The sequence below is a fragment of the Bacillus benzoevorans genome (assembly GCF_014207535.1).
GTDB classification, from domain to species: Bacteria; Bacillota; Bacilli; order Bacillales; family Cytobacillaceae; genus Bacillus_BD; species Bacillus_BD benzoevorans.
The window spans coordinates 630,440-645,616 of record NZ_JACHGK010000001.1; the positions used below are offsets into that span (position 1 = coordinate 630,440).

The 15,177-nt window shown below is 39.3% G+C and carries 13 protein-coding genes; 8 read left to right on the forward strand and 5 right to left on the reverse strand.

Annotated features, from left to right (window positions below):
* The first annotated feature begins 90 nt into the window (after window positions 1-90).
* Window positions 91-651 (forward strand): hypothetical protein, encoded by a 561-nt coding sequence (locus tag HNR53_RS03135; protein WP_184522647.1) that lies wholly within the window; start codon window positions 91-93, stop codon window positions 649-651.
* 56 nt (window positions 652-707) lie between these two features.
* Here HNR53_RS03135 and HNR53_RS03140 read toward each other — a convergent pair whose 3' ends face one another.
* Window positions 708-2,306: an acetolactate synthase large subunit gene (locus tag HNR53_RS03140; protein WP_184522649.1), complete on the reverse strand. Its 1,599-nt coding sequence runs from the start codon at window positions 2,304-2,306 to the stop codon at window positions 708-710.
* 293 nt (window positions 2,307-2,599) lie between these two features.
* Between HNR53_RS03140 and HNR53_RS03145 the strand changes: the two genes are divergently transcribed.
* Together HNR53_RS03145 and HNR53_RS03150 are read left to right on the forward strand one after the other, a co-directional pair.
* A complete protein-coding gene (locus tag HNR53_RS03145) occupies window positions 2,600-3,466 on the forward strand; it encodes a DNA adenine methylase (RefSeq protein WP_184522651.1) in 867 nt (288 codons plus the stop codon).
* Entirely contained in the window at window positions 3,444-4,730 is a 1,287-nt protein-coding gene (locus HNR53_RS03150) for a type II restriction enzyme (RefSeq protein ID WP_184522653.1), read from the forward strand. Before HNR53_RS03145 ends, HNR53_RS03150 begins: the two co-directional genes overlap by 23 nt.
* Window positions 4,731-4,995: 265 nt before the next feature.
* Here HNR53_RS03150 and HNR53_RS03155 read toward each other — a convergent pair whose 3' ends face one another.
* On the reverse strand, window positions 4,996-5,349 hold the full coding sequence (locus tag HNR53_RS03155) for a cupin domain-containing protein (RefSeq protein ID WP_184522655.1): 354 nt from the start codon (window positions 5,347-5,349) through the stop codon (window positions 4,996-4,998).
* A complete protein-coding gene (gene lsrK / locus HNR53_RS03160; RefSeq protein ID WP_184522657.1) occupies window positions 5,333-6,931 on the reverse strand; it encodes an autoinducer-2 kinase in 1,599 nt (532 codons plus the stop codon). Before lsrK ends, HNR53_RS03155 begins: the two co-directional genes overlap by 17 nt.
* Before the next feature lie 188 nt (window positions 6,932-7,119).
* Here lsrK and HNR53_RS03165 point away from each other — a divergent pair, with 188 nt between their 5' ends.
* The 5 genes from HNR53_RS03165 to lsrF are packed head-to-tail and all read left to right on the forward strand — an operon-like array spanning window position 7,120 to window position 12,610.
* Complete coding sequence (locus HNR53_RS03165) at window positions 7,120-8,616, forward strand: sugar ABC transporter ATP-binding protein (protein ID WP_221452183.1); 1,497 nt, start codon at window positions 7,120-7,122, stop codon at window positions 8,614-8,616.
* A 1-nt stretch (window position 8,617) separates the two neighbouring features.
* Complete coding sequence (locus HNR53_RS03170) at window positions 8,618-9,598, forward strand: ABC transporter permease (protein ID WP_184522661.1); 981 nt, start codon at window positions 8,618-8,620, stop codon at window positions 9,596-9,598.
* A 19-nt stretch (window positions 9,599-9,617) separates the two neighbouring features.
* Window positions 9,618-10,616, forward strand: coding sequence for an ABC transporter permease subunit (locus HNR53_RS03175; RefSeq protein WP_184522663.1), 999 nt, complete (start codon window positions 9,618-9,620; stop codon window positions 10,614-10,616).
* Window positions 10,616-11,686 carry an autoinducer 2 ABC transporter substrate-binding protein LsrB gene (lsrB, locus tag HNR53_RS03180; RefSeq protein ID WP_184522665.1) on the forward strand — a complete coding sequence of 357 codons (1,071 nt, stop codon included), beginning with the start codon at window positions 10,616-10,618 and terminating at the stop codon, window positions 11,684-11,686. Before HNR53_RS03175 ends, lsrB begins: the two co-directional genes overlap by 1 nt.
* Window positions 11,687-11,719: 33 nt before the next feature.
* Complete coding sequence (gene lsrF, locus HNR53_RS03185; RefSeq protein ID WP_184522667.1) at window positions 11,720-12,610, forward strand: 3-hydroxy-5-phosphonooxypentane-2,4-dione thiolase; 891 nt, start codon at window positions 11,720-11,722, stop codon at window positions 12,608-12,610.
* A gap of 118 nt (window positions 12,611-12,728) precedes the next feature.
* On the opposite strand, the gene HNR53_RS03190 is transcribed toward lsrF, so the two are convergent.
* Together HNR53_RS03190 and HNR53_RS03195 are read right to left on the reverse strand one after the other, a co-directional pair.
* Entirely contained in the window at window positions 12,729-13,610 is an 882-nt protein-coding gene (locus tag HNR53_RS03190; RefSeq protein ID WP_184522669.1) for a hypothetical protein, read from the reverse strand.
* A 231-nt stretch (window positions 13,611-13,841) separates the two neighbouring features.
* Window positions 13,842-14,825: a diaminopimelate dehydrogenase gene (locus HNR53_RS03195; RefSeq protein WP_184522670.1), complete on the reverse strand. Its 984-nt coding sequence runs from the start codon at window positions 14,823-14,825 to the stop codon at window positions 13,842-13,844.
* Window positions 14,826-15,177: the final 352 nt, after the last annotated feature.

The following is a 15,177-nucleotide window of genomic DNA, read 5'->3' on the forward strand; positions in this document are numbered from 1 at the left end:
AATGGCCCCTGCTTATTAAAGCCGGGGCCATTTTGTTGTACCATTTTAAGAGGAATTTTGATCCTTATTGACATGTGATGAGGTGGACAAATGTACTTATTAAAGTCAATATCAGATGAGATTCAAGTTGTTCAATTACAATTTCGTAAACAGACAAAAGCGAAGAAGATTGTTTTAGGTTCATTCCTTGCCGGTCTAGCTGCTATCCTTCAGTCAGCAGGTGGTCTTTTACCGGGAGTGGGCTATTTTATCAGCCCATTTGCTACACTGCCTATTCTGATTGGTACGATGTTTTCTCTCCCGATTGGAGGGATGGCTTATTTTCTTACAATGCTTCTGTTACTCATTATGCAGCCTAGTGAATTATTTGTATTTCCTTTGACAACAGGATTGCTCGGGATAGGCACAGGCGCCGCTTTTTCCTTTTTCCATAAAAGAATAAGTCTTATTTCTGTTGGCGCCATTCTTTTAACGATCGGAATTAGCAGTTTACTCTATATATTCCGTTTTCCTGTTCTAGGTCCGGCTGTATCCCATTCCTTTTCCTTCCTTACATGCGGTAGTATTTTCATAGGTGCCTTCCTTTACAATTGGCTATGGGTTGAGATGGCTGTATTCTTTTTTAAAAGATTAAAGATGCTTGTCACTTAGTGGTCTTCCATATAAATGCAGCATGATGACCAGAGTGGATGGCAGGTAAGGTATGCTCAATTTTGCATAGCTACTTCAATTAAGACTATTTCATCTAAAGTATGCAGGGTCTCTATTAGAATCGTTTCAAATTCATTCATGTTTCCGACTCGCATTCCCTTAATGCCAAAACTCGCCGCTAGTTGAACAAAATCAGGATTTTGAAAGCGTACACCATAACTTTCTCCGAACAATTTAGTCATTTGCTGGACCTCTAATTTTAACATCGAATCATTTATCACAATGATGACGAAGGAAAGCCCAAGCCGTTTGGCAGTCTCTATTTCAGCAAAATTCATTAATGCTCCGCCATCACCGGTAATGCAAATGACAGGGTCCTTCGGGCAGGCTAGTTTGGCACCAATAGATCCTGGAATGGCGATTCCCATCGAGGCCAGCCCGTTTGAGATGATGAGCCGGTTTGGCTTTTTAGGCTGATATGTACGGGCGATAGAGACTTTATGGGCGCCTACATCAGAAATGACAATTGTATTCTCTGTAGTGAAATCCTCAATACAATGAAGGATATCTTCGATTGTAAATGGAGTACTGCTGGTTTTGGTCTGTTGTCCGTCGTTTATTTGATAAGCACTCATAATTTTTTCCTTAAGATTACTATAGGGGATCCACGGTTTGGCAGGGGATCCCATTTGATTAAGTAATTGGAGTGTCTTCTGAATGTTCCCCACACATTCTATTGCGACTGGATAGTATTCATTCATTTCTGCTGGCAAAGAATCAATATGTAACACGGGAATCTTTTTATAATTCCAATGCTGCGGAAGTTGTTCTACAAAGTCGACACCGATAGCAATTAATAAATCAGCTTCTTGCATCCCAGTTAAAACTAGATCATTTTCATTAAATCCAAACGTAAAATAATTAGCAGGGTGTGCTTTGTCTAAAATGCCTTTGGCCATAAAACTGTGTGTTACAGGTGCTTGAAGGGTGTTGATAAAGGTCTGAAGCTCAATCGCTGCATCCTGTCTTATGACACCGTTTCCAACCAAAATAAATGGTTTCATATGGCTTTCTATCAGGGTAATGGCAGACTTTAATGTTTCCAAAACTGGGACATTTTCAGGTAAAGGATTTACGGACAAAGGTTTGTTGCTTATTTTTTGCGTTAAAAAGTTTTCCGGAATGACAACGGCCACTGAACCCGGTTTTTCCATTTTAGCCTCTCTGAAAGCCTTTCGAATCATTGCCGGAACATTCAGCGAATCTGTGAGTTGTGTGCTCCACTTTGTTGCGGGTTCACACAATTTTACGATGTCTAAATATTGGTGTGATTCTGGATGGTGCCGCTCCATAGAAGCTTGCCCAATCAAGGCAACTAGTGGTGAATGGTCGAGTTTGCTGCTTGAGATTCCAGTCAAAAGGTTTGTAGCGCCTGGGCCTAAAGTGGATAAACAGACACCTGCTTTCTTTGACAGTCTCCCATACACATCCGCCATAAAAGCAGCCCCTTGTTCATGCCTCACATTGACAAATTGAATTTGCTTTGATTTTGCTAATGATTCAGCGAGGTCAAGCGTCTCCTTGCCAACGATCCCAAATACATATTCTACACCTTCGTTTTCTAAACAATGGATGATACAATCGGATACTTTCATATATTCTCCTTATAAGTTTTTTTGTGAATAGTCGATCTAGCTTTGAACTTTATAATCTATGTTTGCGGAAATTGAAAATAAACTATCCCACAAAATCTTAATAAATGGAAGGATATTGGTAAGTCTCTTGTTTAGTTTGATGTAATATGACGTTCTTATTCAATCGAAGTTCGACAATAATATGGTGAAATTTAATGGTTTATTTGTCGATATGAAAATGATATGATGAAATATAGAATTTCTGTTCGTATATTTTGATAAGATATTATGGAAGGAAAAGGGAGAGGGGTAAATTGGCAATAGGAACAAATAACAATCTGGTACAGCCATTCTTAAAGTGGGCTGGCGGAAAGCGGCAATTGCTTCCGGAGATTCGCAAGTATATTCCCCAGAGTATTAACACTTACTACGAACCATTCATTGGCGCCGGTGCTGTTCTTTTTGACCTGCAGCCTAAGAAAGCGGTCATTAATGATGTGAATATTGAATTGGTTAATATTTATCATGTAGTGAAACATAATGTGGACGAGTTAATTGACACATTAAAAAAGCATGAAAATGGAAATGAAAGTGACTATTTCTATGCGATCCGCTGCCTTGATCGAAATAAGGAAGAGTACACTCAGCTCTCAGCTGTGGAAAAAGCGGCAAGAATGATTTATTTGAATAAAACTTGTTTTAATGGTCTTTTCCGCGTAAACAGTAAAGGGCAATTTAATGTTCCTTTTGGGAAATACAAAAATCCGCAAATCGTGAATGAGAATATCCTTAGGGCTGTTCATACTTATTTAAGCACAAATGATGTAACTATTCTGAATCGGGATTTTTCAGATGTAACTGCGCCTGCTGAAAAGGGAGATTTTGTTTACTTTGACCCTCCATATGATCCGCTTTCCGATACATCTTCTTTTACCAGCTACAGCTTAGACGGTTTTAGAAAAGAAGACCAGATTAGACTAAGAGACACATTTGCTGAGCTCGATAAAAAAGGCTGTAAAGTTTTATTAAGCAACTCGGCAACAGATTTTATTAAAGATATATACAGTGATTTTCACATTGAAATTGTATCAGCGACTAGAAATATCAATTCAGTAGCATCAAAGCGCGGCAAAATTGATGAAGTGCTGGTGATGAATTATGAGCCAAACGAAAACCGATAAAGCCTGGGAAATCTTATTTGAGCGTCATAAAATCCTGCAAAATGTGCAGCAAAATGGATTTTTTGAAATTCAAGCAAAAGAAATAAAAGAGGTGAGAGAGCCGAGGTTAATGGCGAAGTTCGACCACTTCAGCCACTTGCCGAAGCTCTTTAAAGATCATGGCTTATCGATTTTGCCGATTTCAAGGTCTAGTTATGTTATTGGTGAGTTTGATGTGTATGAGAAGGTCAGCTATAACGAAAAACTGAAGCCGATTCAAGTGGAATTTCCCGCTAATATAACGACAATAGACCCTGCAAACCTTTACTCTGAAAGTTCTGCCCTCCATTGTGCCCATGTAACGGGTATGATGGAAATGCTGTTGGGGGAACCGTCTTTTCAGACGATCTCGGGCAGAATGTCATCGAAAGAGTTTGACTTTATGATCAGAACGCGAAAAGGCAATGAAAAGCTCATTAACATAAAAAACTCTCAGATTGAAATTGATGGGGGATATGAAAGTCAAAGCCAATTCATGATCGTCGAAGCAAAGAATGAAACGGTTGAGGATTTCCTGGTGCGGCAGCTTTATTATCCATTTCGTTTATGGAAAGAAAAAACAGATAAAGAGGTTAAACCGGTCTTTTTCACCTATTCAAATGATATTTTCAGCTTTTTCATTTATGAATTTACTGACCCGCAGAAGTATAACTCGTTAAAATTGGTTGAGCAAAAGGATTTTATTATTGCTCATGAGGAGTTGGAGCTTGAAGATATTGTGGAGGTCTTTCATGCTGTTCAGACTGTACCAGAGCCAGAGATTCCATTCCCTCAAGCGGACTCGTTCACACGGGTGGTTGATTTGTTAGGTTTACTCGTTGAGAATGATATGAGTAAAGACCACATCACAAGAAATTATGCCTTTGACGAAAGACAAACAGGTTACTATACCTCAGCAGGGATGTATCTCGGCTTGATTGAAAAATACACGGACGAAAATAAACAAGTCATGTTTACCCTCACGAAAGCTGGAAGGGGAATCATGGGACTCAGAACAAAAGATAAATTTTTGAGTTTGACGGAGATGATTCTGGCTCATGAACCGTTCAAACAAGTCTTAGCTGAGTATTTGCAAAACGGGTCACTTCCTGAAAAGGCGAGAGTAATTGAGATTATGAAGCGGTGCAGCCTCTACAATGTTCAATCAGAAAGCACTTATTTTAGAAGAGCCTCAACGGTGATTGGCTGGATAAATTGGATTCTGGAATTACCGGAGACATACTAAGGGAGCTGCCACTTGGCAGCTTCCTTTTTTTCTAAAATGGGTTAAGCCCCATGTTTACAATAAAAAAATATCCGGCAAAATGAGATGCCGGATACCAAACAGATTTCCATAAGGGGTTATGAAAGTAATCTGTTTAATAGGTATTCTACGGGTTAATTCTGAAATAAACATGAAAAAATAGTTAACAAAATATTACAAAGTAAAGTAAAGATGCGGGCATCTTTATGGAAGAATGCCCGCATTTGAATTGATATTCTAGTAATATTTAAATAGTCGGTTTATAATCCACTTCCACTTTGTCATTTTCATGAAAAGGTGAAAGCATAAAAGCTGCTTTAAATTGCTTATCTCCTTTGTTCACTAAATAATGTACCTGTTTTGGCTCAACATGGATGAAGTCTCCTTTTTTACAGTGATGCACGGTTTGGTCTATATGTATTTCTAATTCTCCTTCGAGAATAAAGAAATTTTCTTCCATGAATTGATGATAATGAGCAGGAAAATCCTGACCGGGCTGCAAAACAACCACGCCGAAGCTCATCCTCGGTCCCCTGATAAGATATTTCGGACCGCTATTTCCAAAACGATAATCTCTTTCGTTCTCATGAATAATGGTCATCCTGATCACTTCCTCCTTTTTTTACTCCGGGTGCGATCCACATGTGCTCCGTTAATCCGCTATCCGCCAGGTCCAATTGGATTTTGTATATTTCTTTCCACTTTTTATATAAATTCTCATAAACTAAATTATTTTCCTTTTTAGGATCATATGTTTTTTCGAATTGAACAACTTTAGAAATAGCATCATCAAAATCATTAAAGACTTTAGCCCCGACTCCTGCACAAATAGCCGCACCAAGGGCTGTCGATTCTTTCACAACAGGAACGGTTAATGGCTTGTTGAGTACATCGGATACAATTTGACACCATAAATCGCTTTTTGATGCACCGCCTGCAAAAATTACGGACTTTGGAGACGTCTTGGTTATTTCATTGACCAGTTCAATGTTTCCTTTTGTGATAAAGGCTGCATTTTCCATAATGGCCCGATAAAAGCTGACTTTATTAAATTTCAGCGGATCCAGTTTAAAATTGATAAAGCTTGGAGCGGCATGTTTCCATGACAGATAATTCATTTTGTCGGAAAAAATACATTGTAATCCGTAGCTCCCGACCGGTACACTGCTCGCTCGATTATCCATTTGGGCATAAATACTTTCACCTGTTTCATCTTGGATATGCCTTTCTAATTCGCAGAAGCTGTCTCGAAACCATCTCATGACGAGCCCAGGGAAAAAGGCGATCGCTTCATACTGCCAGGTATTGGGTACTGCGTGGCAGTTAATTCTTACTCTGCATCGCTTATCCATTGCAACTTGATTTGCTGTGTATTCATATTGCCAAAAACTTCCTCCAAATACGGCTGCATCCCCTTCATGTATAACTCCTGCCCCAATACAACCGAGTTGGGCATCTCCGCCTCCGGCCACGACGAGTGTTGCTGGATTCAGACCTGTTAGTTCTGAGATTTCCTTAGTAACGCTTCCAATCACAGTGCCGCTTTCGTGCACGATTGGGAAAATATCATGTTTCAAATTTACCTTTCTAGCAATATCAGAGTCCCAGATTCTCTTTTTAATATCGAAAAGACCGGTTGTACAGCCATTGGAGGGTTCGACCGAGATGACATTGGTTAAACGATAGGTAATCCAGTCATTTAGCATCGTTATATATTTTATTTTTTCATAGATAGGTGGTAGATGATTTCTTACCCAGAGAATCCTTGGAATCGCGCCTAAGGAGAACGTCTGACCCGATACTTGATAGATATCCGATTCTATTGAATCGCCTATGCGATGCAGTTCATAAACCTCATGGGTCGAACGTGAATCTACATTCGCACAGGCCCATAATTCCTTGCCATTCTCATCGTACAAAACAATGGCTTCTCTCATGCTCGTAGTGGAAACAGCTAAAATATCTTTTGGGTTAACTTTACTTTTGTTTATCGTTTCTTTTATCAGATGGATAATGATACTGATATTTTGATGAATATTAAAATCCATCGAGCCTGGAAATCTCTCATCCTCTTTATGAGTCCATTCAGAACTTGAACCGCATATTTCATGACCTTGTGTGTTGAAAAGAATCACTCTAACACTTCCCGTTCCCGCATCAACAGCCATTAGGTATTTTTCCATAAGTTCCTTCCTTCCATCACTGAATGCAGCTTCATAGTATTAATCAAATATTTATGAAAATCACAGTGAAAACATGCTTCGATTTTGCTTCGCTGTATAATCAAAAAGTGATTAGTGCCCAAAAAATTAAATAATGAAATGACATACATGGACATATACATAGTTTTAAAATGTATGGTGGTGAATTTATGGAAGGATCTAGGAGATTAGTGAAATTAGAAGATATCCATAAATCATTTAATCAAAGCAAGGTATTAAAGGGAGTTTCCTTAGAAATTTGCGAGTCAGAAGTGATTTCCATTATTGGTGGTAATGGAGCCGGTAAGAGTACGCTGATGAAGATTCTTTCAGGAGTCTATAAAGCGGATGATGGAAGTATCGAAATAAACGGTGCAAAAATGGTTCATATGAATCCGTCCCTTGTTCATGAGAAAGGAATTTATTTAGTTCCGCAAGAGCCTTTGTTATTTCCAAATATGACAGTCGGACAAAATCTTTTCATTGGAATGAGAAAGAAAAAAGCGGAAGTACGGGAGAAGGCAAAAAAGTTAATGAATCAATTAGGATGGAGGCTCGATTTAAACCGGTTTGCCTGTTCATTATCCATTGCAGAACAGCAACAGGTTGAAATCATTAAAGGGCTCATAAGGGATGCGAAGGTTCTTATCCTTGATGAACCGACTTCTTCCTTAACCTTTGCCGAAACAGAGGCTTTATTTAAGATAATCGAAAAATTAAAAGCTTCCGGTGCCGGAATCATTTATATCACTCACAGACTGGATGAAGTGTTTCAAATTTCAACGCATGCTGCGATCCTGCGGGATGGGAAAGTCACACTTAAAGGAAAGATTGAGGAATTTACGAAAGAAATACTCATTAAAGGATTATTGCCTCCAGACAGTAAACGTGATGGAATCGAAACAGTGGCGAAGAAATACGCTAATCGCAGAAAGGAAGAACCGGTCCTTCAGGTGCAAAATATAACGGGAGACGGTTTTAAAAATATTAGTTTTGATCTTTTTAAGGGTGAAGTGGTCGGACTTGCTGGTCTTGTTGGGTCAGGAAGGACCGAAATTGCCGAGGCCATCTATGGGATGAATAAAGTGAAAAGCGGTAAGGTTTTTTTACATGGTAAGGAAATTACCAATCTAGCGGTAAAGGAAACGATTGAAAGCGGGTTAGCCTATTTACCTGAGGATCGATTTTTGAACGGGATATTTGCTATTAGTTCTATAAGCAGTAATATTACAGCACAAATCATTAAAAAACAGCGTTTTTTTATTGATAAAAAATTTGAAAGAAAAATTACAGATGAATATGTCCGTAAATTAAGCATTAAAATGACCAGTTACGAGGTCGAATTGAAACAATTATCCGGGGGAAATCAGCAAAAAGTAGTCATGGCAAGGATTTTATCGACAAGCCCGGAGCTCATTATCTTAGATGAACCAACAAGAGGAATCGATGCTGCCGCAAGAGGCGATATTTATACCATGATTACACAATTAAAAGAACAAGGAATTTCCATATTACTTATTTCTTCTGATTTAGAAGAAATTGAAAGAGTGAGTGACCGAATCTATGCCATTTACAGGGGAACTTGCCGTGTTTGTCTTGAATACGACGAGATCAATGCCAAAAATGTGATGAGCGCTGCCTTCGGTACCTATAAAGGAAGGGAATAAAATGAAAGGTTTGATAAAACATCGGGAATTTAGAACGATTATATTCTTGATTTTACTCTTCTTGTTTGTCGGTCTGATTAACTCTGATTATATTTCTCCTGATAATATACAAAATTCATTGAAAAATAGTCTGCTATACATCATCCTTGCGGCAGGATTGAGCTTCGTTTTATTGACTGGTGAAATCGATATCTCAATCGGTGGAATTTTGGGCCTTAGTGCGGCAGTCAGCGGCATGGTTCTTAGAGATGGTGGAAGTATGGTGCTGGCAGTCATCATCGCAGCAGCGATTGGTGCGGCTATTGGTTTAGTCAACGGCTTAGGAGTAACGGTATTAAAAATCTCCTCTTTTATTATGACTCTGGGAATGCTCGAAATTGTCAGAGTCATACATGTTATTTATACAGACGGTCAATGGATCGAGAATCTTCCGGCAAGCTTTAAAAAAATATCACAGCTGAGTTTTTTGGGGATCAACATACTGGCTATTGCTGTCATTTTGCTCATCATTTCAGCACATATCTTTTTATCACAAAGTAAAAAGGGAAGATATTTCGCAGCTATTGGAGATAATGAAGACGGGGCCATATTAATCGGAATACCAGTCAAAAAAATGAAAATATCAGCCTTTGTCATTTCAGGTATTTCTGCCTCTTTAGCGGGGCTCATTTTTGCAAGCCAAATCGGTTTTATTTCAACGACTGCCGGATTAGGAATTGAAATGACAGTTATTGCAGCAGCAGTGCTTGGAGGGGTATCTCTGAGCGGAGGAGTAGGTTCTGTCATTGGAGCAGCGATCGGGGCCATTATTATGAGCTCGATCCATTCTGCGCTCGTTTTCTTAAAGGTTCCGGCATTCTGGAATTCAGCGATTTCAGGTGCACTGTTAATAATCATTGTTGTCACGGATGTTCTCATGGCGCGCAGGGCCGATATGAAAGCACGAAAAGATCGATTAAATGCAAGAGTGTTAGACCTTTAAGAGGAGGTGCAGAACTAGAGTGCTAAAAAAAGGTGCTAACTGGAACGTACTACTATTCATAGTCTTAATTTCAGAAATAGTTGTTTTTGGTTTGATTAATCCAAGATTTTGGAATATAAGCATTTTATTAAATAGTTTTAATGATTTTATTGGGATCGCCGTCATCGCTTTTTTTGTTACTTTTGTAGTGATTACTGGGGGTATCGATATATCTGGCGGTTCGATTATCGGATTAACCTCTGTTGTAACCGGAATTTTAGCTCAAGTCATAGGGGTGAATATCTGGATTGCACTGATAGTTGGGATATTAACTGGCGGTTTTTGCGGATTGCTAAATGGGATTTTTATTGCCTATGCTAAGGTTCCCGCGATGGTCTTAACCCTTGGCGGGATGCTTTTATACAGCGGTGCTGCGCTCGTACTTGTCGGCTTTTCAGGTGCAAGCACATATGAAGGAATCTCAGGATTCTCGCAGGAGTTTACCAATCTTGCAAATGGAAAACTATTTGGAATTCCCCATTCGGCCATTCTTTTTATTATTATGCTGCTTGCGGCTTATATTCTGCTTCACTTGACGAGGTATGGCAGATATATATATTTAATTGGTGTGAATCAAAATGCAGCTGAATACGCTGGGATCAATACGAGAAAAATTATCACCAGTACTTATGTGTTATCAGGGATAAGTGCCGGTATTGCCGGAGTGATGTTGACTTCTTATTTGGGCAGTGCTAGAGCAGATTTTGGGGCTGAATATTTAATGCCCATTCTAACAGCCGTTGTTTTAGGTGGAACCATCATAACAGGCGGTAAAGGAGGTGTTATTGGTACAGCCCTGGCAAGTATCATCATTGGTTTCTTAAAGTTAGGATTGCAAATGGCCGGGGTGCAGACACAATATATCGGTTTAGCAATCGGACTGCTCCTTATTATTTCTGTTTCCATTTTAGGAGTTTCAGAAATCAAATCCCGTGTTCAAAGGCTGTTAAGTGGTAAAAACATAAAGGAGGAAATGTAATGCGTAAGCTAAATTTTCTACAATTAGTAATTGGTTCAATCCTTTTAACTATGTTTGTTGCAGCTTGCAGCAGTAAAGATGCTGGGAAACAATCTGGTGAAAAAGACCCGAGCGATATTAAGGTTGTATTTATTCCTAAAATGACAGGGAATGCTTTTTTTGAATCAGGAAATGATGGTGCGCAGGAAATGGCGGAGAAAATTGGTTTCAAGGTTAAATATGATGGTGCACCGGAAGGCACGGTGGCCAATCAGGTCCAAATTATTAATAGTGCCGTAAATAGCGGTGCCGATGCGATTGCGATTTCATCCGTTACTTCTGACGGTTTAAATCAAGCGCTGCAAAGGGCATTAGATGCGGGAGTGAAAGTCGTAACTTGGGATTCCGATGTAGATCCAAAATATCGTTCGGTTTATATCAATCAGGGGACACCTGATATATTAGGAGCTATGCTCGTCGATATGGCTGCAGGACAGCTTGAAAATCCTAATGAACCGCAGCAGGTTGCATGGTTTTACTCAAGCCCAACAGTGCCGGACCAAAATTCATGGGTCAATTATGCTGAAAAGTATATCGCTGAAAAATACCCAAATTGGGAAATTGTAACAAAGCAATTCGGGGAGGGAAATGAACAGAAGTCGCTGCAAGTAGGTGAAAGTATTTTAAACACGTATCCGGATATTGATATGATTATCTGTCCTGATTCTACAGCACTTCCAGCCATGGCGCAGGCTGCGCAAAATAAAGGTTTAAATAAAGAGGATGTCATTATTACCGGATTTGCATCGCCTAATTCAATGAGACAGTACCTTGAAAATGATACCATTGAAAATCATGGCTTATGGGATGTGAAAGATCAAGGAGCGCTTGCTGTGTACATTGCGTATTATTTAGCACAGGGACATGAACTAAAAGTAGGCAATACAGTTGAAGTTCCGGGGATGGGAGAAGTAAAAGTAGAACCGAACTCTGTTCAAGGCTATGAATATAAGGCAGAGGACTCCGGCATCATCGTTTTACCTGAAAGAATCGTCTTTACAAAAGAAAATACAAAGGACTACAATTTTTAATCATTCTTAATGTGCAAGGAGAGGAAGGGAAGAATGGCAGATAATATAGGGAATAAAGCAGCGAAACAATTTTCAGAAAATACGGAATTTGCTAATAATGGTTCTTTTCATGTAAAAGGTGCTGTTCATTATGATTGGGGAATGAAGGATCGATTATCAAGAATTTTCAACCCTGCAAGTGGGAATACGGTGATGCTGGCATTTGATCATGGCTATTTTATGGGTCCTGTATCCGGATTGGAGAGATTAGATCTTCTAATTCCTAAGTTGGCCAATCACGCTGATTGTTTAATGGGAACGAGAGGTGCGATCAGAAGCTGTGTCCCGCCGACATTCAATAAATCCATTGCCTTAAGGGCATCATCTGGCTCAAGCGTTTTACAGGATGATTTAAGTCATGAATCGATGGTGGTGGATATTGAAGATGCGATTAAGATGAATGCGAGTGCGATTGCCATTCAGACCTTCATTGGAGCAGATGGGCAGAAAGAAACGATTGAAGAATTAAATAGAGCAGTGAACTTAGGCTCTAAATTTTCGATTCCTGTCATGGGAGTGGTAGCAGTTGGCAAGGAAATGGAACGAACGACGCAATTTTTCTTATTAGCTACGAGAATGCTGGCCGAATTTGGTGTGCAAATGGTTAAAACCTATTATTGCGATGATTTTGGAAAAGTTGCGGCAGCCTGCCCCGTGCCATTAGTGGTGGCTGGCGGGAAAAAAATTTCAGAGAAAGACGCATTGTCCTTAGCCTATCACTCGATTCAAGGCGGCGCTGCGGGGGTTGATATGGGAAGGAATATATTCCAATCGGAGGATCCGGAAGCGATGATTCAAGCTGTTGCCAAAGTAGTCCATGAAGGATACTCAGATCAAGAAGCGTATGAATTTTTCCTGCAATTAACGAAAGATAACACTCAATAATGAATAGAGAGTTCTGTATAGGAAAGAAAGCCTCTACTAATATGGGTAGAGGCCCTCTTTCTTATAGGAGTAAAAAGGAAACCAAAACAATTAATTTTGTTAACCTGTAAACAGCTAATCAAAAATGAATATTTCTATTTATACCCCGTATTCTTCTAGGTGCAGCGATCAAAACAATAATCAATGCCGGTAAAATAGGAGCAGCCAAGGCATAAAGCAAATCGGCACCTTCCAGGATGAACTGCTGATATACGGCGACACTGATGGTATTGACCAGCCAGATGATGAGAAAAGTAAAAATGGGATGTACCTCACGGGTAAATCTCATATTCTTGAAAAAGATAATGATAAGAAAGTTGGCAATAAATGGTGCGATAAATAAACCCTGAACTTTTAAGCTCATGTTAGCTTCAGCAGTAATCGGCACTTGATTAATAAATGCAAAGAGAATGGAAATCAGCGCATAACCGATAAAAGCAAAACAGGCTCCTGCAAACGATTCTAAACCAATGCCGAATATGGGCGGAAGAACTTTTATGATTCCAGTCGGATAACGAAGATACATATGGACAAAAATGCTGAAGACTAATGTTTGCAGCAGCACCTCAGTCAACCCAAAGAAATGAAACCAGAGCGGCAGTTTAGTATAAATGATTCCCTCAATAGATCCGGGCGCAGCAGACGGTGTCGCCACAATTCCGATTCCAGCCATTATCATCCAGATATAGAACCAGCCATATCCCGTCTTTTCTAAAAATCTGCGGAAGGGAAGAAGCACAAGCCCGATGATCAGACCCCGGGCAGGTTGGATGTAGGGTCCCCAAACAACTGATTCCTCTCCATATGGAACCATGTAATCACCTATAATAGGAAGTTCAAAAACGGATCTATAATCAAGCAGGCTTGAAGCCAATATTCCTGCAACGATATAGGTTAAAGTATGTATAATCATAACCCGAATTAGAAAAACGGGTATGGATTTTGCCGTTGTCTCTCTCATTACGATTCGCCCTCCTGAATGAATGATAATTCTCATACTTTTCGGCATTTAAATGAAAATACCTTCTAAAATCCATAATAAGCTATAAAGAATCTTAACGGGAAAATAGTTTAGCTGTTCACAATTAATTAACATGTTGAGCAGAAGATTTTAACTGGAAGGTACAGCCAACTTTCGTAAACGAAAACAACTCCCTTTAAAATGAGAGGGAGCTGTTTTCAATAATCGTTCTTATAAATAATCTTTTCTTAATTCTTCTGCTGAACGTGGTGAAATATAGCTTGGAGCGACATCAAAAACAGTTTTAGCCCCAAATTGTTTTTCCTGATTTAAGCGATAGGCTGCTCTTGCATAGGCGACTAATACGCTTGCTGTAAATTCAGGATTGCTGTCTAATGTGAGGGAGAACTCGTAAATTTGCTTGTTGTCTCCTGTATTGCCGCTGCGAATAACAAATCCGCCATGCGGTGCTTTAGAGTGGTCGCGTTTTAATTCTTCGTCGGAAATAAAATTCACTTCTGTATTATAATCAGCGAAATAATTTGGCATCGTTTTGATTTCATTTTCGATGGCCGCTTTGTCCGCTCCTTCTTCAGCGACAACATAGCAAACACGGCGATGTTTTTCACCAGTTGTTAATTCAGGTTTTGCACCGCTGCGTACTTTCTCAATCGCTTCCTCGGATGGAATGGTGTATTGGACACCGTTTTTTACCCCATTGACTCTTCTTATGGCATCAGAGTGACCTTGGCTCAGTCCTTTTCCCCAGAAAGTATAGTTTTCGCCGCTAGGTAAAACCGCGTCAGCCATTACACGGTTAAAGGAGAATAAACCTGGATCCCAGCCAACAGAGATAATCGACGTTTTTTCATATTTTGTGGCTGCTTCATTTACAGCTTGATAAAATTCAGGAATTTTCGCATGAGTATCGAAGCTGTCTATCGTGTTGAACATGCTGGCAAAGTATGGAGTCTGTTCAGGCAGGTCAGTTGCCGAACCGCCGCAAAGGACCATTACATCGATTTCGTTTTTATATTCACTTGCATTTGCTATATGTACAACTTTAACACCAGGTTCATTAAGATTCAGTGATTCTGGTTCTCTTCTCGTAAAAACTGCTATTAATTCCATGTCTGGTGCTTGTTTAATCGCTTTTATCGTGCCTTTTCCAAGATTACCGTAGCCTACGATCCCGATTTTAATCTTACTACTCATATCCATTTCTCCTTACTTACTTTTATTTCTAAATCATTGTATGTGTTGAGTGACTGAATCGAATAAGTAAGAAATGTCAGCAGCAGAGGCAAAAATTATGAACAAAAATTTTTCTGGACTAAAATCATAATTATTTCAATCCACCCAATGTAACGGCATTCTTTTAGACATTCAGTTTTTACTTATGGATATAACCACTCATTTGCTAATGATCTTCTTTATTATAAATGGATTGGATTTTTTTTGAAAGTGTTTGATTTTCTTTTATCGGATACAATGCAGAATAGAGAAAAAGTTTTTCCAGACATTGCGATTTCCATTGACAGCTGTACAAGTGAACGAATAGAACAGG